Source organism: Planococcus halocryophilus, from assembly GCF_001687585.2.
GTDB lineage: Bacteria > Bacillota > Bacilli > Bacillales_A > Planococcaceae > Planococcus > Planococcus halocryophilus.
Map to the genome: position 1 here is coordinate 1780552 of NZ_CP016537.2, position 22020 is coordinate 1802571.

General features: G+C 37.2%; 21 protein-coding genes, 1 pseudogene and 2 riboswitches. Of the genes and pseudogenes, 7 read left to right on the forward strand and 15 right to left on the reverse strand.

Translation table 11 applies throughout. The annotated features are described in order from the left end of the window. Positions 1 to 12: 12 nt before the first annotated feature. The gene (locus BBI08_RS08935; RefSeq protein ID WP_008497467.1) at positions 13 to 546 is read right to left on the reverse strand and encodes a GNAT family N-acetyltransferase; all 534 of its coding nucleotides are present in this window, start codon (positions 544 to 546) and stop codon (positions 13 to 15) included. Positions 547 to 864: 318 nt separating this feature from the next. Between BBI08_RS08935 and BBI08_RS08940 the strand changes: the two genes are divergently transcribed. Next, positions 865 to 1839, forward strand: coding sequence for a proline dehydrogenase family protein (locus BBI08_RS08940; RefSeq protein WP_065528000.1), 975 nt, complete (start codon positions 865 to 867; stop codon positions 1837 to 1839). A gap of 161 nt (positions 1840 to 2000) precedes the next feature. Here BBI08_RS08940 and BBI08_RS08945 read toward each other — a convergent pair whose 3' ends face one another. The 6 genes from BBI08_RS08945 to BBI08_RS08970 form a co-directional block, all read right to left on the reverse strand. Next, a complete protein-coding gene (locus BBI08_RS08945; RefSeq protein ID WP_083383305.1) occupies positions 2001 to 2804 on the reverse strand; it encodes a metallophosphoesterase in 804 nt (267 codons plus the stop codon). Positions 2805 to 2989: 185 nt separating this feature from the next. Further along, entirely contained in the window at positions 2990 to 4060 is a 1071-nt protein-coding gene (locus tag BBI08_RS08950) for an ABC transporter ATP-binding protein (protein ID WP_065528001.1), read from the reverse strand. Next, positions 4057 to 5799: an ABC transporter permease gene (locus BBI08_RS08955; protein WP_008497472.1), complete on the reverse strand. Its 1743-nt coding sequence runs from the start codon at positions 5797 to 5799 to the stop codon at positions 4057 to 4059. Before BBI08_RS08955 ends, BBI08_RS08950 begins: the two co-directional genes overlap by 4 nt. A gap of 34 nt (positions 5800 to 5833) precedes the next feature. After that, complete coding sequence (locus BBI08_RS08960) at positions 5834 to 6862, reverse strand: ABC transporter substrate-binding protein (protein ID WP_008497473.1); 1029 nt, start codon at positions 6860 to 6862, stop codon at positions 5834 to 5836. Between the two features lie 376 nt (positions 6863 to 7238). Beyond that, a complete protein-coding gene (locus BBI08_RS08965; protein ID WP_008497474.1) occupies positions 7239 to 7562 on the reverse strand; it encodes an IDEAL domain-containing protein in 324 nt (107 codons plus the stop codon). Between the two features lie 371 nt (positions 7563 to 7933). Continuing rightward, positions 7934 to 8917, reverse strand: coding sequence for a ketoacyl-ACP synthase III (locus BBI08_RS08970; RefSeq protein ID WP_040850779.1), 984 nt, complete (start codon positions 8915 to 8917; stop codon positions 7934 to 7936). A gap of 183 nt (positions 8918 to 9100) precedes the next feature. Between BBI08_RS08970 and BBI08_RS08975 the strand changes: the two genes are divergently transcribed. Next, positions 9101 to 9850 (forward strand): SGNH/GDSL hydrolase family protein, encoded by a 750-nt coding sequence (locus BBI08_RS08975; RefSeq protein ID WP_156874343.1) that lies wholly within the window; start codon positions 9101 to 9103, stop codon positions 9848 to 9850. Between the two features lie 154 nt (positions 9851 to 10004). Then, positions 10005 to 10739 (forward strand): Bax inhibitor-1/YccA family protein, encoded by a 735-nt coding sequence (locus BBI08_RS08980; protein ID WP_040850784.1) that lies wholly within the window; start codon positions 10005 to 10007, stop codon positions 10737 to 10739. Positions 10740 to 10884: 145 nt separating this feature from the next. Here the strand turns inward: BBI08_RS08980 and BBI08_RS17130 are convergent, their stop codons facing one another. From BBI08_RS17130 to BBI08_RS09000, 5 genes are all read right to left on the reverse strand, one after another. After that, a complete protein-coding gene (locus tag BBI08_RS17130) occupies positions 10885 to 11034 on the reverse strand; it encodes a hypothetical protein (protein WP_169819298.1) in 150 nt (49 codons plus the stop codon). Between the two features lie 83 nt (positions 11035 to 11117). After that, the gene (locus BBI08_RS08985; RefSeq protein WP_008497480.1) at positions 11118 to 11480 is read right to left on the reverse strand and encodes a hypothetical protein; all 363 of its coding nucleotides are present in this window, start codon (positions 11478 to 11480) and stop codon (positions 11118 to 11120) included. A 35-nt stretch (positions 11481 to 11515) separates the two neighbouring features. Then, positions 11516 to 11917, reverse strand: a complete 402-nt coding sequence (locus BBI08_RS08990) for a hypothetical protein (protein WP_008497481.1) — start codon at positions 11915 to 11917, stop codon at positions 11516 to 11518. A 772-nt stretch (positions 11918 to 12689) separates the two neighbouring features. Beyond that, a complete protein-coding gene (locus BBI08_RS08995; RefSeq protein WP_008497482.1) occupies positions 12690 to 12950 on the reverse strand; it encodes a WGR domain-containing protein in 261 nt (86 codons plus the stop codon). Between the two features lie 161 nt (positions 12951 to 13111). Then, positions 13112 to 14068 (reverse strand): LLM class oxidoreductase, encoded by a 957-nt coding sequence (locus BBI08_RS09000; protein WP_008497483.1) that lies wholly within the window; start codon positions 14066 to 14068, stop codon positions 13112 to 13114. A 180-nt stretch (positions 14069 to 14248) separates the two neighbouring features. Between BBI08_RS09000 and BBI08_RS09005 the strand changes: the two are divergent. Further along, positions 14249 to 14941, forward strand: a pseudogene (locus BBI08_RS09005) (AIM24 family protein). 273 nt (positions 14942 to 15214) lie between these two features. Here the strand turns inward: BBI08_RS09005 and BBI08_RS09010 are convergent. Together BBI08_RS09010 and BBI08_RS09015 are read right to left on the reverse strand one after the other, a co-directional pair. After that, complete coding sequence (locus BBI08_RS09010; RefSeq protein ID WP_335645596.1) at positions 15215 to 15868, reverse strand: vWA domain-containing protein; 654 nt, start codon at positions 15866 to 15868, stop codon at positions 15215 to 15217. A 77-nt stretch (positions 15869 to 15945) separates the two neighbouring features. Further along, positions 15946 to 16944 carry an Rnase II inhibitor gene (locus BBI08_RS09015; RefSeq protein ID WP_008497487.1) on the reverse strand — a complete coding sequence of 333 codons (999 nt, stop codon included), beginning with the start codon at positions 16942 to 16944 and terminating at the stop codon, positions 15946 to 15948. 228 nt (positions 16945 to 17172) lie between these two features. On the opposite strand from BBI08_RS09015, the gene BBI08_RS09020 reads away from it, so the two are divergent. Then, positions 17173 to 17919, forward strand: coding sequence for a potassium channel family protein (locus BBI08_RS09020; protein ID WP_008497488.1), 747 nt, complete (start codon positions 17173 to 17175; stop codon positions 17917 to 17919). Between the two features lie 149 nt (positions 17920 to 18068). Here the strand turns inward: BBI08_RS09020 and BBI08_RS09025 are convergent, their stop codons facing one another. Continuing rightward, entirely contained in the window at positions 18069 to 19361 is a 1293-nt protein-coding gene (locus tag BBI08_RS09025) for a M48 family metallopeptidase (RefSeq protein ID WP_236610180.1), read from the reverse strand. A gap of 173 nt (positions 19362 to 19534) precedes the next feature. Next, positions 19535 to 19634, forward strand: a riboswitch (purine riboswitch). A gap of 82 nt (positions 19635 to 19716) precedes the next feature. Here BBI08_RS09025 and BBI08_RS09030 point away from each other — a divergent pair. Further along, positions 19717 to 20895 carry an MFS transporter gene (locus BBI08_RS09030; RefSeq protein WP_065528003.1) on the forward strand — a complete coding sequence of 393 codons (1179 nt, stop codon included), beginning with the start codon at positions 19717 to 19719 and terminating at the stop codon, positions 20893 to 20895. Between the two features lie 338 nt (positions 20896 to 21233). Beyond that, positions 21234 to 21339, forward strand: a riboswitch (TPP riboswitch). 90 nt (positions 21340 to 21429) lie between these two features. Next, positions 21430 to 22020 (forward strand): YkoF family thiamine/hydroxymethylpyrimidine-binding protein, encoded by a 591-nt coding sequence (locus BBI08_RS09035; RefSeq protein WP_008497490.1) that lies wholly within the window; start codon positions 21430 to 21432, stop codon positions 22018 to 22020.

Below are 22020 nucleotides of genomic sequence, written 5' to 3' on the forward strand. Positions count from 1 at the left end.
TACTCCCCAATCTCATCGATTAATTCTATACAATACGTGCCGCTCAAGTAAATTACCCTTTTCAAGCTTTGGGTGATCAAATTCTCCCACTTTAATCATGCCAATTCTTTTCATCACGGTTTCAGAAGGGGTGTTAATTGCCGCAGTAAAAGAATACACTTGCTTCATGTTTAATGGGCCAAACGCATACGCTAAACAAGCTTGCGCCCCTTCTGTTGCGTAACCTTTTTTCCAAAATCTCTTGGCTAAGCGCCAACCAATTTCTGCAGAACCTTTCCCTTCTATCTCCATCGTAATTTCCAGTAACCCGATAAAACCGATAAACGCCTCGTCTTCTTTTCGTTCTACCGCCCACATGGTATATCCTTTATCTTCCATATGCGCTTCAAAGCGATCTATTAATTGATCCGCTTGAGCTTTCGACAATCGTTTAGGAAAATAACGCATCACCTCAACGTCTTTAGACATAGCAGAAAATTTGTCTCGGTCTGTGTTTTTCCAACGCCTAAATCCTAAGCTTTTGGATTCAAAAAGATAGTTTGTCAAAAGTCTTCAGCTCCTTGTTTTAATGTATTTACCTAATTTTTTTCTACTTTTCTATATTACCAAAGTTTGGCATTATTAAAAACTGTCCACGTAATTGTCACCTTCTACAGCATTATTTAATAAACAACAAAAATAATAAGTAAAAATCAAAAATAAAGATTGCAATATGCATTATTTTTTTGCATTATTATAGATAGAGATAATTATTAATGCAAAATAATTTTGCACCTAGTTATTTATTCTACACAAGTTGAAGATTTTTATAACTTCAACGATTTGTTCCGTTAGAAAATACAGAGAAGATTGGGGCAATAAAAAATGATCGTAAAAAACTTCTTTATCCACCTTTCAGAAAACCAACTTTTAAATAAAGCTGCTCAAAACTACGGTTTCAAGCTTGGAGCTCACAGCGTTGTTGCTGGGACCAACATTGAAGAAGCGATTGGCAGTATTAAAGAATTAAATGCACAAGGCATCAGTTGCACGATAGATAATCTGGGAGAATTTGTCCATGATAAAGCAGAAGCATTAGAAGCAAAAAACCAGATTTTGGGTGTTGTTGATGCGATTCATAAACATGATGTAGATGCTCATATCTCATTAAAACCTTCACAATTAGGGCTCGATATCGATTATGATTTCTGTTTTGAAAACATTAAAGAAATTGTTGATAAAGCGTCTCAGTTCGGCATTTTCATCAATATTGATATGGAAAACTATGATCGCCTACAACCTTCTTTTGACTTGATGGAGGCATTGTCTAAAAGCTACGACAACATCGGCACAGTAATTCAATCGTACTTCCTACGAGCTCAAGAAGACATTAAAAAATATAGTAATTACCGTCTTCGAATTGTTAAAGGTGCATATAAAGAACCTGAAACAGTTGCTTACCAAACAAAAGAAGAAATTGATGCAAATTATATCGAATTAATTGAGTATCATTTGTTAAATGGTAAGTTTACTTCGATTGCAACTCATGATCATAACGTTATTAACCATGTTAAACAATTTGTGATTGACCATAATATTTCAAATGATAAGTTTGAATTCCAAATGCTTTATGGTTTCCGTAAAGAAATGCAATTTGAACTTGCAGCACAAGGGTATAATTTCTGTACGTACATTCCTTTCGGTACAGATTGGTATGGCTATTTTATGCGCAGACTTGCTGAGCGTCCTCAAAACTTGAACTTGGTCGTTAAACAAGTATTCACGAAAAAAACGAATACTGCATTAGGTGTAGTAGCTGGTGCATTTTTACTCGGCCGCTTAACAAGCAAAAAATCATAAGGTTCGTTTTATAGCGAAATTACTAAACTGAATAAATACGCTGCTTGTCTCAAATTAATCCTGAAACAAGCTATTAACATGAGAAAACCTGCATGCCATATAGGGCTTGCAGGTTTTTGTGTTAACTAATTTGTAATCATAAATAGAGAAACAAACTACTATTAAATTTCGATGATTTTCATCGCAGTATGGATTTCTTCTTTTGGTGAGTCAAGTACCCACTCATTTGGATAATGTCCCAGGGGGTTGCAAATACACTCAATACCTTTATATTCTTCATGATAACGAGAATGTGTGTGACCAAAAATCATTTTTTTTACACCATATTTTTCGGCCAGCTCACCAAATCGCGAACTTCCCATCATGGCGTTAAAAAAATCCCAAGTTGGCTCATCTCTAATTCGGATAAAATGATCGAACGGCACGAAATGATTGACCAAAATAATTTTTTTGTCTCGATGTTCTTTTAACCACTGTTCCAGTTTTGCTACATACTTCTCAGTGACTGCTTTATCCTTCTCTGGCCAATGGGCGTGAAGTTTGTCTGGCCATGTAAAATTACTGCAGCGACCGACTTCAAACTCTTCTTCCGTAAACCCAGAAACACCTAATGAATAATCGTACCAGCCCCCATCCCCGATGACGACCCACTCTTCATTTAACAGAATAGGACCTCTTCCTAAATTTCCTGGAAAAGCTAATAATTTATCGTACGCAATAGTGGAATCTTCATGATAAATATCGTGATTACCGTGAACATATAGCACTTGAATTTTTGGCAATTCATTTTGTAATTTATTTAGCAAATCGAGGCTTGTTTCAGGCCCTGTCGCCATATCACCACACATGATAAAAACATTCGGCGCATGTTGGATTAAACTGTCTCTTAAAAGCGATAGTATATCCGTCTCAGTTTTTTTCCGGTTTAATCCTTCATGAATATCCGATAAAATAGCAATTTTCACTGAGCATTCCTCCTATGAGAAGCATACTAGTCATTCAAAATATCTATAACATTAGAAGATATTTATATTTGGTTATATTTCTATTATAACTGATTTTTCAATCTTTTATGAGCAAGAGCTAAAATGTTTCATAAAAAAAAGGAAATGCATAATGTATCGCATTTCCCCTTTAAACCATTAACTCCTTAATATGATACAAGTGATTCCATTTGGACTGGCGCATTTTTTAAAGAGATGCTAACAAAATCTCCTGTTGCAAAGCGTGTTGTAAAGACAGATTCATGAATTGTCCATGTTTCTTCCCCAACTTCAACTGTGTAATGTATTTCATGACCTTGATACTGCACAAAAGACACAATACCTTGCAGTCCATTTTTTTCTGGAGGCATGAGTTGAAACTGTTCAGGGCGAACAGGATATATTCCTTTTTCTTTAAAACTAGTTGTCACACCAAGATCTGACCATACATTTTTAGAATCAATTGCTGGAATAAATTGTTCGTTTCGCCACTCTCCTTTAACCAAATTGCATTTACCAACAAAAGTGGCTACAAATTCAGTTTCGGGACGTGTATACAATACTTCAGGAGGTGCAATTTGTTCAATGCGTCCTTGATTCATCACTACAATTTTATCAGCAATAGCCAATGCCTCTCCTTGATCATGAGTTACAAAAACAATCGAGGCTTTCGTTTCCCGATGCAGCTTTTGAATTTCTTTACGCATCTCCATGCGCAATTCGACGTCTAAAGCACTCAAGGGCTCGTCCATTAACAGTAAATTAGGTAATGGCGCTATGGCACGTGCTAGTGCTACACGTTGCTTTTGACCACCTGATAGCTCTGAAGGGTACCGTTCGGACATTGAGTCTAAACCAACAAGTTTCAATACTTCGTTTATTCGCTCTTGAAGCTCTTTTTTGCCTTCTTTGATTTTATTGGGATGATAGCTGAGTGGAAATTTCACATGCTCAGCAACCGTCATATGCGGCCAAAGGGCGAACGATTGAAACACCATGCCGATATTGCGTTTTTCAGGGGGCAATACCCGTTTTTTTGAAGCTAGCATTAGATTGTCCATTTCAATAGTGCCCTCAGTTGGTCCCATAAATCCTGCTAACAATTTAAGTAAAGTCGTTTTTCCGCACCCTGATGGCCCAAGTACTGCGATAAATTCACCTTCACCGATTTCCAAATCAATCGCATGGAGCGCGGTAAATGACCCGTATTTTTTTGATACATTATTTACTTTAATCATTTGGTTTTCAGCACCTTTCTATCCCAAATCCTACCTAGAAGCATAAACAAACCTCCGCCGAACAATATGCCCAGCACGAGTACTGTTGAAAATGCTGTCGAATACGTTGAATAACCGGCTTGTTCATAACCAAAAATAACAACACCCACTGTTTCAGATCCGGATGACCATAACAAACTCGATACAGTCAATTCTGTGAGTGCCATTAAAAATACAAGTAACGCACCGCTGACGATTCCAGGAAACAGCAAAGGCAATAATATACGGCGCCATTTTACCCAACCAGCTGCACCAGACGTTCGTGCAGCTTCTTCCATAGTCGGATCAATTTGCAAAAATGCCGTATAACTTCCTCTGACTTGTAGGACGAGAAAACGTGTAACATAGGCGATAAATAAGATCCATACCGTCCCGTAGATTCCCGGATTCCATCCAGGTATTGGCTCAAGCCACATAAAAATCATACATAATGCAAAAACGGTACCCGGCAAAGCATAAGGAATGGTCATAAACAGTTCTGCTGTTCTCGTACTCCAATCCGGATATTTAAAGCGTAAATACGCGACAGCTGTTCCGATTACTAAACAAACAAGCATGGTGAAAAAGCCGAGTTGTAAACTATTCGATAAAGCCGTTAATGGCTTTGAATCTGTTAAAAAGACATATTCATAATTGCGTAACGATAAATTTTCTAATTTGAACGGCACTCCATAAGCCGAAATCAGTGATAACGCCCCCATTGTAATAAGCGGCATTAAGCTCGTTACCAATAAGAATACCCATAACGACACTTCAAGGAGCTTTTGTTTACTTGCCGACAAATAAATGCGTGGCGTTGAATCACTTCTGTTAGTTTCATTAACACGGCTGCGGCGCAACAAAAACCATTGCACTACCGTTCCAATTAGCGCGATTACACCGAGTATTACGGATAAAACAGCAGCACGAGAAAATGCCGATGGACCAAACCCGACAACTTGCTCATAAATATACGTACTTAATACACGAATATTTGCAGGAGTTCCGAGAAATGCTGGAATTCCAAAATTATCGAGATTTGATAAGAATGCAATTAACCCACCACTTGCAATTCCAGGGAGCGCTAGGGGTAGAACAACTTTCCAAAACGCGCGTTGTTTTGATAAGCCACTTGTTGCAGCTGCTTCTTCTAATTCGCGCGGAATTTTTCGGAAGACGTTTACTGTGAATAAATACACGAGCGGATAATGAGAAATTCCAAGAAGCAGAATAATTCCACCTATGCTGTATAAGTTTGGAGCTTGCAAATCTCCTGGTAGCCAAGATAGCATTGCTGTTACTGGACCAGAAGCACTGAAAAATTGTGTCCAAGCAAGTGTTGTTATATAGGAAGGAATAACGAATGGCAAGAAAATAAACAACTGCATTGCGCGTTTCCCACTTAATTGAACATACGCGACAATCCATGAAAATAAGATTCCTAGCACTAATGCCAGTATTGTCGAACCTAGAACGACAATCAATGTGTTTTTCACTGTTTTCCAGGTTGCCGGTTCTCTCAGAACCTCTGTGTAATACTGCATTGTTAGCGACCCGTCATCTACAAAACTCAACCAAACAAGTCGCAATACCGGTAGCAGAAAAAACACGAAAATAACGAGCAGTCCGATTATTTTATACAGATTCTTACTTTGAAAAAAGAGAGAAAAAGAGGTATCCCTCTTTTTTCTCTCTTCTGCCTTTGGCGGTTTTGCTGTCATATAACTAACTCCTCACATCGAAATTCAGCTTATATTACTCTCCGAAAATCTTTCCGAATTCTGCTTTGTCATCGTTACGGGTTTCTAATAGTTCAGTCGCATCAGCATTTAAAACCGTCATTTCTTCCAATGTTTTTAGCCCTTCAGGAGCATCTATACCTTCACGAATTGGCGTATAACCTTGTTCAGAAGCTAACTTCTGACCTTCTTCTGAAAGTATAAAGTCGACAAATGCTTTAGATGCTTCTTCATTTTCAGTATTAGCGAGAATTCCTACCGGTTCTGTAATTACAGGCACTCCTTCTTTTGGATAAATTAATTCAACTGGTGAGCCATCATTTTTAGCACGAGCTGCTAAAAAGTCAACGATCATGCCATAATTCTTCTCTCCAGTTGCAACGCTTTCTAGCACCGCCCCATTACCTTGCGTAATCATAATGTCATTGGCACGGAGTGCTTCGTAAAAGTCCCAACCTAGCCCATCTTGACGCGTAATAACACCTAAGTTATATGCAGCAGCTCCCGAATACAATGGACTTGGCATAACGGCCTGTCCTTTTGTCGCTGCATCTGTCAAGATACTCCAGCTATCCGGCATATTTGTTACTTCGTTTGTATTGATAATCATTCCAGTTGCCATAATTTTCGTTCCTGCATAAGTACCATCAGGATCGACAAATGCCTCATCGATAAATTCTGCTTCTGGTGATTGATAACTCAGCAATAATTCTTCTGCTTTAAAATTTTCAAAAGTTACCGAATCTGCAACTAATAATACGTCAGCCTGAATATTCCCACCTTGATTTTCCGCTTGAATTTTTGATACTACTTCTTCTGTCCCTGAGCGGAAAATACTGATTTCAACATCTGGATTTTGTTTCTTAAAGGCATCCACTAATCCTTGTGCATCCGCATCTGGCTGTGACGTATAAAAATCCAAAGTGCCTGAAACTCCGTCTCCTTCTTTCGAAGTATTTGAATAGGAACTATCTCCTTCGCCACCACAAGCTGCTAATACTGTTACTAAACACAATGTCGCCGAACCAAAAAAGATTTTTTTCATCGTATTTCCTCCTCAAATTTTGTATCGGCCTTTGTAAAATTAGTATGTTAAGATTCTCTATTAGTATAAAGATACTTTATGAAGCTGTTGTTAAGCCTTTATTAAAAAATATTATTGTAGTCCGTTTAACATTTTCATCTTATGGAAAGTTTATATACTTATTGTCTTATAAAGTAACTATAAATTGCCTAGCTGGCAAGGTCAAATATAAATTGTAATACTATTCAGATTTCAATCCACATTAGATTTCCCCTTCTTTATAAGTACAAGCTTACTCCATCAAAAAAGCACCCTAATCCACAATTTCAGGCGATAAAAACCTGAAGGATTAAAGTGCTCGTTATCATTATTATTTTTAGAAGTTGAGTTATTATTTTTAATTAACCACTTGTTTTTTCTCATTTAATTGAGAAGACAGCTCCTGGAACCACTCTTTGTCATCCGTAGCCAATGCTAAGTCAATCAGGAAGCTCAATTGTGCAGCATCTTTATTAACAGATTCTGGAATGCTATCAACTTGATGTATAGACATTGGAATGGTCATACCGATCATTTCTTCATTGTCGCTTTCTACAACCGTAACATTTACAGCTTCTTTAAGAACATCTAGGGAATCTATGAAACCGATAATCAGTTCGTCATGGCGTGATTTCCCTTTTACCCAATCACTTATTTTTAAAATCGTTTTATTCGTACCCATATCTATACACCTACTTTACATTATTTTCGTTCACTAATTGCTAAACACTACCGAATTATGGACTCTCATTACTGTTCCCTGATTAAAAACTCGCAAACGTAATTCGTCCTTATTCTAAGTTTTTCTCTAGCAATTAGAACAGTAATTCGCTTTATTCTGTAAAACTCTGATCAGAATTTGAAGAGAAACTTCGCTTCTCAAGCTTATTACTTACATTAATTTTACGTCTCACTACTTATAAACACAATTTATTTGCCTCACATTCGAGATATGTTCAATTTGAAATAAATAAAAAAATCTCTCGAATCCTTATAAGGATTCGAGAGATTTCAACTATTCTAACATGTGATTTTTCCTAACTAAATATCTTATTAAATTGACCAGTTAATCAACATTCCTGCGTGTGTTAAACCACCACCAAAACCATAGAGAAGCAATGTGTCATTGGGCTTAAGCTTTCCTTCTTGTAAGCCTTTATCTAACGATAATGGAATTGAGGCTGCTGAAGTATTGCCATAATACTCAAGACTATAAATGGTTTGTTCTAGAGAAATTCCAGTTCTACTACAAATCGACTCGATGATTCGAAGATTCGCGCTATGTGGAACAAACCAGTCTACATCATTTGTCTTGTATCCGGCTTTGTCTAATAATGCCTTTACGCCTTTAGGAACGGTATTTACTGCCCATTTATACACTTCACGTCCATTTTGATTGACGAAACCATTTACCGCTAGCTCATTTCCAAACATTTGATTTGAAAGATCGGTGCAGTAAAGATTATGAGCAAGTTCTCCATTTGTGCCCATATGTGATTCAATAAAACTTGGATTTTCTTCATCATACTCTACAAGAACAGCTCCGCCACCGTCTCCAAACAATATGCATGTCGAACGGTCGCTATAGTCCAATATTTTTGAAAATGTTTCCGCTCCAATCACTAAAATCTTTTTGTTTAGACCCGCTGTGATTAAGCCGTTCGCAATATGGAGTCCGTAAGCAAATCCAGAGCACGCTGCATTTAAATCAATCGCTCCTGTATTTTTAATGCCAAGTTTCGCTTGTACTAGTGTAGAAACACTCGGGGTTTTAAAGTCAGGCGTCATGGTGCAGGCAATAATCATATCTACGTCATTTAGTGACTTCTCGTAGCGCTCCATTAAATTTTCAACAGCCTTCACACTAATATCACTCGTAAATTCAGAAGCAAGAGCTATACGACGCTCTTTTATACCAGTCCGTTGGACGATCCATTCATCATTAGTTTCCACTAATTTTTCCAAATCATGATTTGTCAGCTTCTTTTCAGGTACATATGAACCGATAGCTGTAATTCGAGCTTTTGAAGTGTTCAGTTAAAGCGCCTCCTCTTAATGTACTCCTCCTATTCTACCACCAACTATTAGTAATAGGTACTAACAATAATTCGATTGATTTTATGATTTTTTACTCAATTTTTCCGAAAAAAACCTTTTAAAATACTGATAATTCAGTTAATTTATATTATAATAGACAAAAAATGAAAAGGAGTGGGTGGCTTGAATAAGTTATTAAAAGTCTTTATTGCATTTTTTTTGGTTTTGTCTCTTGGAACTCCATCAGTCTTTGCTGAAAACAGTCAAGGCAAGGATTCTCTCGTTGCATTAGGCGACTCTGTACCTTTTGGTTACAATTTGAGCGAATACAACAACCATCCTGCTAAAAATGCATATCCATATCTTATTAGCGACGAAGCTGATTTGCGAGTACGTAATTTAGGCGTTCCTGGTTGGCAAACTTCTGATTTATTAGCTGCTATAAAGACAAATAAAAAATATCAGCAAGCCATTCTTCACGCGGATTATGTAACCATTACAATTGGAGGCAATGATTTTCTAGAAATTTTAAGGACAGCAAATGCAGAAAGCGGAGGAAATCCTCAGCTCTTTCAACAACTAATTCAACAAAAGTTATTCACTAGTCAAGCATTTGGTAATCTAACTGCTAGTATAGAAGAAATACGCAAACTGACAGATTCCCCTATTGTTCTATATAATGCGTATAATCCATTTCAATTGAACAATCCATTGCACCATATCTCAAACCTCTTCTTGCCACAGGTTAATGCTGCTTTTACAGGAATAGCATATAGCTATAGCGACGTCCGAGTGGCCGATGCCTATAGAGCATTTAGTAATAACCAAGCGAACTATGTTATTCCGCAAGACATTCATCCAACGATTGCTGGGCAAGAAGAATTAGCTAAAATCGGATTGCGGGCGCTTCAATTCGATTATATTACCCGTTAAAGTTCATAAAAAAGCTGTAGCCTCTAATTTAGAGGCTACAGCTTTTTTGATATAAAATTAATCTCATTTGAGTGTCTGTCAGCTTCGTCATATATTTTTTTTGCATTAAAGGATATAATTGATTTTGCTTGAAATAATTTATGAGGTGATCGATTTGAGAAGTGGAAATCCGAGTTTAAAGACCGAAGCGTTCGAAAAATTTAAGAGTTCCGATATGGGCCGAAAGATGACCATCCAAGGCACCGTCAATAAAACATTTATTTTGCTTTTGCTATTACTCGTAACATTCGTTTATTCTTGGAATCAGTTTGTCAGTAATCCAAACGGCGTATTGCCACTGATACTAGTTGGAGCAATCGGCGGTCTTATTGTCGGATTAATCACGGTGTTCGTACCAAAAATCTCTCCTTTTACGGCACCTATTTATGCACTATTAGAAGGGTTATTCCTCGGTGCAATATCTGCTCAATACGAAGTGCAGTACGGAGGCATTGTTTTCCAAGCCGTATTGATCACTATCGGTGTGTTATTGAGTTTGCTAGTTGTTTATAAGTCTGGACTGATCAAAGTAACACAAAATTTCAGACTTGGCGTCGCTGCTGCTACAGGTGCTATTTTCTTAGTTTATATCATTTCATTTATCGGCGGGTTTTTTGGTTTTGAAATACCTCACTTACACGAAGCGACACCTCTAGGCATTGGAATCAGCGTCATTATTGTTATCGTTGCCGCTCTCAATTTGGTGTTAGATTTTGATTTCATCGAGAATGCTGCTGAAAAACAAGTACCAAAATACTTTGAATGGTACGGAGCTTTTGGGTTACTCGTTACATTAGTCTGGTTGTATCTAGAAATTCTTCGTTTGCTATCAAAAATTCGCAGCAGGTAACTCTAAAACGTCCTTCGAGACGTTTTTTGTTTAAAGAATTGAAATTCTCAATCCCAAAATCAGCATAACAAAAAGCGCTTCCCTATACGATACGATCAATAGGAAGCGCTTTTATTATTTTTTATAATTGCTGATTGCGATGGACTTAAGCTCTTTTAGTTTTTTCGCCATCAATATACATCAAAGCTTTTTCTGCTTTATATTGTTTATATCCTTCAATATATTCCTTGTACATCCCCAAATATGTTTTAGCAAGCTGATTCTTTCTTCTACCATTATTCATCACTTTAGTCATCTAATTCATCCTCCTTAGTATGGGTAAAGATTCAATTCTAATACCAGTAAAAAGATAATACGATGTTGATTCACATGTCACATTTAAATGATGAATTTTACACTTGTAGATTTTTTGTGATAAGGAATCACTTGATAAAGTTCTTCAGGACATCTCTTGGATAATTGATACATGCTATAAAATACCCCTTTCGTTATTTCATATCGATGCATACAATTTGGCAAATCTCTTAATTTTTTTGAAGCTTGATCAAACTGCAGTTCATTTATATCGACCCAAAAGGTTTGAATCTGTGTTTTTTCTTCTCCATCTTTTTCTATTAAAAATTCTCTAGTTAAACGCGCAAAACAAGTGATATAAGTACTTCCTTCTTCAACATGAACATCTTTAGATTTCAGAAAAAAGTAACTGACCCCTTTATGAGGCACATGCAAGACTTGTTCCATTATCTCTACTCTCCTTTGGACAATATGCTAATCTCTTACTCAAGCGTACGGAGCGAATCTGATAGACGTTCAGCAAAGTGTTCTGGCGACTCGTGGGATGTAATTCGTAAACAATACATTCCACGTTCGGTTGACAATTGTTGAGAATAACGGGTAGGGAAAAAAATTGGATGTCTGATCAGTTCACCGATAAACACCAGCAACTCCTCAGGAAGAAGAAAAACTTCAGCTTGATTAATGGCTTTATGGTTTTCAATAGTCATTTCATAAGTAACTGATAAGTCTAATGACCAACTCACATACAAGCCAGAACTCGTTAGCACTTTGACATCTCTCCTTTTCTCCAGGTGCCATAACCCATTATAAAATTCCATTTCTCCGCCTAAAAATCCGTTGACTTTCTCTGATGTCTTTACCAGTAAATCAGTTTCTACCATTTTAAACACTCCTTTACACGCGTTGAGAAAAGCGCCGGCATACAAATCCTTTTGCGACTAGCTAGTCGCAATATCAAAGAGAAGACTTTCATATTACATACATTTCCGATGAAAATTCAGTCAAAAAAATTAATGGTAATCGGAATTGCTTACTCTAATTGAATTAAATTAGATCTTTATTACCCCATTATAAAAATTAAATTAATAATTTATTTATTTCCCGATACATTCAGACTATAATACAACACAAAATATGTAAAGTGTTATAGAATATTCTTTTAATTCAGATAATTTATATGTTTTTCTTATATAATATTTATGCGTAATATCGTATATCTAACTCATTTTATACGCTGCTCAACCAGATTACAATACAATTTCAAAAAAATTACTAGTTGCAGAAACTTAATATACTTGATCTGATCCTAACGATTTAGGAACTCTAATGACCGCTTGAATTTGTTAGGGTTATTAGCTTTTATCTCGTGTCTCTTAAGATTTTTTTAACAAAATTAAAAAGAAGATGCATCGTAATTTGCACCTTCTCGCTATATAATATCGTATAAAAATTAGTCAACGCTTAATAATTGATTAGACATAGTATGATTTCCAATTCTCTAATGTTTTACTAAAATAAGGTATTCATTATATTTTCTTCAATTTTTTTATTGACTATTTTTCCATTTCGCAAGAGTTTTTATGGTATCCCTTCCATAAAAATAAATACCTCACTCTTTTAACCTAAGGCGCAACCATAAGAAAATCTACTTTCCTATTTTAAATTATCGAGTTTTTGGCTAAAGCGACTAGACCACTCTTCCTCTTGATCGCTTTCCCGATATCCTTTTTTCAACTTCGAATCAATTAGTTTGTAAGCTTCTTTTAAACAAAGCTCTTCTGAAGGGAATTCTTTTGTATTTACAGAACCTCCGCTTCCGATTTTTCCGTATAAAACAATAAACACATTACCTTGAGCTTTTATTTTCCAAAACTTATTGGAGTAGGCAGTTATACACACCAATGATTTTTCCACTTGATTTCTCCGCATTTTATTAGGTCTATTAAGCATAGTTTTAAGATACCTCCATATGAAGAAATTATCTATATATCCTCCATCGTGCAGTCTCATTCACATAATCAAAAAAGCTATCTAGTTTCTAAAAAGCCAGATAGCTTTAAAATTTCTTCCTTTATTTAAATACGTCGATGTGCTCGAAAATACGGAACAACAAACTCTCCCAATTCCTGCAGAACTTCCGCTATTGGACGATGGCCGGTTTTCACTGCTAAAATAACGTGATTAACTCCCATTTTTTCTAACGCATAAAGATAATCAATTAAAAACTTATGTCCCGATGAAAATCCGAGTTTAATTGGTACTGGGCTTGGTGGTGCATTTGGTTTTTCTGACAAATTTATCACTAAAGGTTGCGTAAACGGTTTAAATTCACTCGTTGCGTTTCTCCATTGCTCACTTAGCTGCTTTTGCCGACTAGCTTCTTGACCATAAAACATCCAGCCATCTGTATGTTTTGCTAACCACTCTATTGTTTGACCAGAATAACCTGTACCTAAAATCGGAATATCTTGTAATAATGGTTTTGGAATAACATCTCCCTCACCTAAACCTACTCTCGCAGATTGTATATTGGGAAAGGATTCCTTCCATGATTTTCTCATTACTTGAATTGACTCTTTGAATAACTCATTGCGATTTTCTCTATCTACTTTGAACACGGGAAATTCAATTAGCCGATCCCCTGTCGCAGCACCAAATAAAAACCGCTGTGTGGACAATGCATCTAAAGAAGCAGCCGATTTAGCCAAATGAAGTGGGTGACGCAATGTAGTAATTACACTCGCGATTCCTAAAGCAATTTCTTTTGTGTGTGCGCTTGTAAAAGCAAGAAGCTGAAAGGGATCGTGTACAACTCCTGTATCTCCAAAGTTCGGATCAAAAAGTGGTGAATCTCTGACGAATAATGCAGCAAATCCAGCATCTTCTGCTTGTTTAGCCAGCTTCATTTGTGAGGTCATGTCCAATATGTGAGAATGGTCCTCCTCCGTTTCAAAAGGAAACGAAATTCCGAGTGTTAATTTATTTTTTTGAAACGTTCGTGCAAATCCATTATGAGATTGAAAATTATTCACCTTTATTCCACCTGACTTCTTTTGTTCTTCTTTACTAACACGGATAATAACTATCCACATTAGAATAGCAGGATTATTCGTTAAAGTATATGTATCTGTCTGAGGACAAGTTAATACTTTACTGAAACTATTTTAGTAATTGAACGTACATAGTACTAAACAACTCAAGGAGGTAATACGATGTCGAAATACTCTATTCACCAATTTGTCCAACAAACAAAACAAGACGAAAGCGCACGTGAATTTTTTGAACTTGAGACAGATCGTTTATTAGAAGTAAATCTGGATGGGCTCGTTTGGGCAAAAGCAGGGTCTATGATTTCTTATGAAGGTAATATTAAATTTGAACGAGAAGGCATGCTAGAGCATGGACTTGGAAAATTTGTTAAAAAAGCTTTCAGTGGTGAAGGTGCTCAATTGATGAAAGCAACTGGCGAAGGTAAACTTTATGTTGCTGACAGCGGCAAAAAAATTACCATACTGGATTTAGAGGGCGAAAGTATTTACATTAATGGCAATGACCTGCTCGCTTTCCAAGATGGTCTTGGGTGGGACATTAAACTCATGCGTCGCGTTGCCGGAATGATGGCTGGCGGTTTGTTTAATATTCGTTTAGAAGGAAACGGACTTGTCGCTTTTACATCTCACTATTAGCCGCTAACTTTACTTGTGACGCCTGACAAACCCATTTTCACAGACCCAAATGCAACAGTTGCATGGTCAGGCAGTTTAGAACCTGATTTCGTAACGGATATCCAACTTAAAAGCTTGTTTGGTCGAGGTAGCGGAGAATCCGTACAGATGAAGTTTTCAGGAAATGGCTTTGTCGTGGTACAGCCTTTTGAAGAGGTTTATCAAGCATTGCAGAAATGATTTTCGGTATGTACTGTGATTCACTTAAATAAATTCCATATAAAAAAGGTTCTGGTTTAAATAACAGAACCTTTTTTAAATGCGTTAGTTAGGTTTTTTTACTGTATATATCAAATATACCAATAGAAGATTTTTAAAAAAAGAACCTTCTACTAAACAAAACTTATTCAAAATCGTAGGTTAAGCTCCATTGTTTGCGTGCCTCATCCATTTCTTCTAAGCTAGAACACGGCATTGACTATATAACTTTTATAGCTAGTGATCAAACTCCATTTATTTTTTCGGACGTGACTTAAAGTCTTTTTCAATCTCCTTTTTCCAGCTGCGATTAATTTTTTTACCTGTTCGAAAAGAACTGACAGCTTCACTCACCACATCGTAGTTAAGTTGTGTGCCTTCAGCGTCCGCGTGATAATTCACCGCAAAATCCTCTTCTACTCCGAACTGTCTTGCAGTGGCGACGGCATCGATATTCGCTCCAAGAAAGATGAACTCCCAATTCGCTGTATTTTTCTTCATCGCAATCATTTCATGAATTTTTTTATAAGAGTATTCACAGCTGGAATTTTCCATACCATCTGTCGTAATAACTACCATTACCCTGTCTGCCCGCTGTTCTTGCATGGTGCTTTTTTGCACATTGCTTATTTTCTGTATTGTCGAACCTAACGCATCTAGCAGCGCTGTCATTCCACCCACTTGGTAATCCTCTTCAGTCATTAGAGCAACTCCTGTTACCGGAATTCGATCATGTAGCAACTCATATCCTTGATTAAACAATACCGTCGTGACACGAACTTCTCCAGGGAGCTTCCGTTGTTTTTCAAGCAATGCATTAAATCCTCCAATTGTGTCCTTCTCTAGACCTGCCATCGATCCACTTTTATCGAGAATAAACACCAATTCTGTCGTTTCATTTTTCATCATAAATTCCTCCTCAAGTTTTCTTTACAACTTAAGGTTACAATTTCTAGCTAACGAATAGGTCGCTACGAAAGCGACATTTACCCACCGAGAAGCACTTGGTCAAAAGCAAACAAAGCCTCATTAATTTCATGGATATTGTAATTTTCCCGCTCAATAAAATATAAAATAATTAAATCGAATTTATGACTGCGTGATAGCCTATACCCCGCTTTCTCAAGCAAGTCCTCTGTTTCAATAAGATCCAGTTCAAGCGCTACAGCAAATGCGATAATGGTCTTTTTCATCGGTGTGTAATTAGCCGAATTGCGAATTTTGGAAAACAGCTTACGATCGATATTTGCTTTTTTATATGTTTCGATGTCCGTCATGTCTTTTTCATCTATAAAGCGAAGCAACCGCTCTGAAAAAGATTCATCCATATTCCCTAACATATCATCTAAACTAAGATCTATTTGAGACTCTAAGCTAAGTTCAATATCTGGACTATGGAAGACAAGTTCTGAATCGCCTTTTTTGCGATATCGTATATCATGTTCTTCCAGTGTTCTAACTTCATTTTCATCAATAAAAGTCGCAATCGATCTATAACGTTTTTCACTGATTCCAAAAGACTTTTTGTCGAATACAACAAGATAGACATGCATCTCATGAGTCATTAAAAATTTTTCAATTGTGGAAACCGCAATTTGTAAAGCAGGCTCTTTTGGATAGCCGAAAATCCCTGTAGAAATGAGCGGAAATGAAATTGATTTACAACCAAGTTGGTGTGCAAGTTCAAGGGAATTTTCGTAACAATTTCTTAGCAATTGCTCTTCATGATTCTCCCCGCCTTGCCAGACAGGACCAACAGTATGGACGATGTAGTTGGCATCTAATGAAAAGGCTTCTGTCTGCACCGCACTTCCTACAGCACAATGACCAATTTGATCACAAGCTTCTTGTAAGGCATGAGACCCTGCAGCAGAAAATATCGCCCCACATACTCCACCACCCATTTTCAAACTAGCATTCGCTGCATTGACAATTGCATCGGTTTTCATCTTTGTAATATCATTTCGTACAATTTCGAATGGCATGCCTTTTCCTCCTATTGGCTCGTATAACTTGAATCTTCCATCTTATTTTTCATCACTACTTTATAGTTTACTAATTGTTTATGACACCGACTTTACTTTTAGACTCCTATGACAGAGAAAAAAACCTAACAAACTACTCGATATTTGCGTTACAGTTAAACTAAGTATTTTAATCCTGTCTGTTAGACTTCTTAATCAATTATACAGTTACTACGGAGGAGCAACCTAATGAAAAAAGGTGTCATAATATATGAAAGCATCATGTTCGTCCTCATCCTCATTTCTATCTTTTTTGCTTTTTCAGAAGATCAAAGTTTTATCCTACTTGATCGAATCATTTGGGGTATTTTTGTTATTGATTATACCGTTCGATTATTCAAAGCGAAAAACAAATGGACATATATTAAAAAGCATCCATTTGAATTAATTGCCATTATCCCATTCGATGCCCTCTTTAGAGCTGCGCGTATTGCCAGATTGATGCGATTAGTTCGCTTAATCGGCATTGGTTCGCGGTACATGAAGCCCGTATACAAATTACTAAAAACGAATGGGTTAGAAAAAGTATTAATCGTTGCGCTCATTCTTTTATTTCTAATTCCGATCCCAATCGTCATTCTAGAACCATCAATCGAAACTTTTGCCGATGCTTTGTGGTGGGCTGTCGTTACAACAACTACTGTTGGGTATGGAGACTTGTCTCCAGAGACCCCAATTGGTCGTATACTCGCAGTTGTTCTCATGATGGTCGGCATTGGTATTATCGGTACATTGACGTCTTCTATCACCAGTTTTTTTAATAAAGAAATCGTGAAAGGTCACGAAAAGCAACTTCTTGATATCCTTAAAACCATTGATGAAGTTGATACGTTAACAAAAGATGATATAGAAATGATTAACCTTTACATTAAACGAAAAGAAGCTATCAAAGATAATAGTAACGATTTAAAAGAAAAAGGTTCAATCCAAGAATAACGAACTTGGGTTGAACCTTTTTCACAATAAACCTATTTATGGTAACCAGCCTTTCTCAAAGCCGTTTAACTCTGCATAATCATAAAGCTTAACAAATTGGTGAAAGCTGTAGTTTTCCATATACATACATCATAAATATTCTTATACTATCAATAACCTTCCTCCAGCATCTCCACAAACTCAGCTTCACTAGTAGCTCCCATATATTCCATGGCACTTAAGCCATCCTCTCCAGTTAAAGAAGGATCCGCTCCGTTCTCCATTAACAGTAAAGCACTTTCGTAGTCACCATAATCAACCGCGGTTGCCAAAGCGGTAGAGTAATCATCAAATGTATTCGGATCTGCTCCAGAAGAAAGTAAAAATGCAACAACGTCCAGTTCACTAGCATAAATGGCGTACATCAAAGCGTCTGCTCCTTCAGAATCTTTTGCATTTACATCATCACCGTTTTCGATGGCTTCTTCAACACTAGCCATGTCTCCGATAGATGCCGCGAACATTAATGGTGTTTCGCCCTCCACAACATAACTTTCATCATATAGAACATCATCAAAAGTTGGTAAAAATTGAGAAAAAACTACTGCGCCACCTGCAAATAATGCGATTGTTAAAAAGTAAATTGCGCCAAGCACGCCAGCAATTAATGTAGCACCTAAAACGATTTTGCTATGATCTGGCTCATAAAACTTCGAATTATTATGGTCAAATTGAGCAATCGATTGAATGCGTTTTGGTAATCGCGGATGGGTAGATAACACTTCACTTAACCAAACTACAGCATTTGACTCTGTCGCAATCTGTTCACGATATGCGTCTTCGTTCACTTCCAAATAAGTCTTTTTGCCAATTCCTAAAAGCGTTAATGCCCGTTTTGCCGCTGGTGCGTTTTGGATAGTAAATGCAGCGTGTCGATCGCATGTGTATTCACAAGACCTGCTATATGCTTCACTAAGAAAAGGAATAAAACCAGCTGGTAAGATTAATAGATTTTTCCATATGTGACGGCGTTTCACATGAGCCAACTCGTGGGCGATAATAAAATCTAATTCTTCCTGCCCTTGTTCTCGAGCTAGTTCAAATACCTCTGAATACAAAACAACCATATCTCGTCCAAAAAAACGTGTAGCAAAAGCATTTAATGCGCCTTCGGATTGAACGACAAATACATCAGGCACTTTCTTCAATTCCATTTGCTTTGCTAAAATTTGAACACGCTCATAAACATCTGGAAACTGTCGCTCGTGTATGCGAATTCCGTTACCACGAATCGAGCCAAGCATCATTACATTCGCGAACAACATAACTGCGAAGACTGTAAGAGCGATGGCAACACCAATCACTGATACAATTATTGCTGCATAAATAAAAACGCTAAAAAATAAACTTATACCAAAATATACATTTTCTCTGTTTGATTGAATACTAGACTTAATCATCATTTTCTCCCTCTCGATTTGGAATATCTTACATATAGTAGCATATAATGTTCATTCCCAGAATAGAGAATTAAGCATAATATTATTAATTAACGATTAAGATAAAGATACATCTTTTGCTTCAAAATCTTTTCATATACATTTGCAGAAAAACACTAAATATAGTAAAATTTATTACGGAATAACTTATATGCATCTGTATAACCCTAAGGATATGGCTTAGGGGTCTCTACCAGGAACCTCAAAATCCTGATTACAGAAAACGATCCGTTCGTTTTTTGTAATCAGGATTTTTTTGTGTTTTTAACAAACCTTAAATCGATTACAAATGCAAAGAAGAGAGGAAGCGTTAAAAGCAATGAATTTAAAAGTGTACATTTTAGCCTTATCCACAGTTGCTGTGGGACTTGTCGAACTAATTATCGGAGGAATTTTGCCGACAATCGCTGAAGAGTTCAATGTATCACTAAGCTCAGCCGGACAATTAATTACAGTTTTTGCGATGATTATTGCTATTGCAGGTCCTGTATTGCTTGTTGCAACCAGCAAATTCGAACGAAAAAAAGTGTATTTGATTGCTATGTTCATTTTTTTCCTCGGAAACATTATGACTTATTTTAGCCCTGATTTCACATGGATGATGATCGCGCGCATTTTAACTGCTGCAAGCACTGCACTTATTGTCGTGCTGTCACTTACCATTGTCGCTAAAATTGTTGAACCACCATACCGAGCAAAAGCAATTGGTTTTATCTTTATGGGAATCAGTTCTTCACTCGTTCTTGGTGTTCCAATTGGAATTGTTGTTTCAGACTTGTTCGGCTGGCGTGTTATTTTCCTTGGAATTGCTCTACTTTCCATCGGATCAATGGTATTGATTGCACTCTATATTCAGCCAATTGCAGGTGGTACAGCAGTCCCACTTAAGCAACAACTTAAAGCCGTTGCAAGTGCAAAAATCGGTACCGCTCATCTCGCAACAATGTTTATGCTAGCGGGACATTATACGGTATACGCTTATTTCACACCATTTCTAGAAACCATTCTGAATTTAAATTCATTTTGGGTTAGTGTCTGCTACTTATTATTCGGTATTGCTGCAGTTAGTGGTGGTGCTATCGGTGGCGCTTTATCCGATTCGATTGGTTCGAAAAAAAGTATCATCATCGTCATTTCAGCTTTTGCCGTTTCACTATTTTTACTACCATTCACTACATTTTCGTTAGTCGTGTTCTTACCAGTAATGGTCATATGGGCTGCACTGAGCTGGAGTTTAGCTCCACCTCAACAAAGCTACCTAATTGAAATAGACCCAGCAACATCAGATGTTCAGCAAAGTTTCAATAACTCAGCTCTTCAAGTTGGTATTGCCCTAGGTTCTGCAATTGGTGGTATAGCATTAGCGCAAACCGGTTCAATTTCAAGTATGCCTTGGGTTGGCGCTGTTATCGTTCTTATCGCACTTGGTTGTGCCATATTCTCATTAACACGACCTGCTATTGTTCGTAACGATATACAAACTACTAGTCAAAACTAATGGTTAAATTACACAAAGCCCAATAAAAAAGCAGGAGTGAAACCTTTTAGTTTCATTCCTGCTTTTTGCATTTACTTCACTTTTATAATATAAAAACTATGTTTACTGGTCTAACAATTCACCAAGCGCTGCCGCGTCCACGGGCTAGGCGAAGCACTAAGACAGATGCTTTTCCTAGCTTAGTGCTAGAGCCATACCAAAATCAGCCGAAGCGTTTCCAGACCCCACTCAAACTTCCAGACCCCACATATTTTTCTGAGCTCCCTCTTTACATCCCTCACCACTTCCTCTACACTAAACCCATCGGGAACAACCCGAACACAAAAACCGCATACCGTTTTCTGCACTAGGGGTGCCCACTATGGCTGAGATGCAAGCGCAAGCTTCGATCCCTCAAAACTCGATCAGGATAATACCTGCGTGAGGAAGTGCGGCGTATTTCTGAAATAATTCCTTTTTTGATTATTTGTAGATTATGGCTGCATCTTCACGGATGCGGTCTTTTTTGTGCACATTTTTAAGGAGGAATTTTACATGGAACCATTGCAATGCGGTACGAGCCCAATCGTTGGATTTCGTTTTTCGTTACATCCGATGACAGGAGACTTTATTAAGGTAATAAAAGGCGCTTTAAACGAAACGGACACTTCAAATGTTTGGATGCATACAGATGATGTCTCTACCGTTATTCGCGGCAAACAAATTCACGTCTTTAACGTTGCAAAAGCTTTAACCTTACATGCAGCGAAAACCGGTGAACATGTCGCGTTATCTGGCACTTTTTCGACTGGCTGTCCTGGTGATTCGTCAGGCGATGTCTTTTTAGAAAAAGACGATATGTTATTAAACACAGATGACACAAAACAATACGTTTCTTCGCAATTTGCATTATACCCAATGAACAATCCTGATTATATGTCCGTGATTTATCGTGAAGTCGATTGCGCTAAACAACAAGGCGTTTTTAACGACTCGATGCATTATGCGAGTGGTATCCACGGTGACATACACGATGTCTTTGCTTTTTACGAAGAAGCGTTTACGAATGCTCACTCTGAGGAACACCGTCATTTAGTCATGACTGTATCGATGAGCATTAACAGCCCATCTCATGGAGGTGCTTAA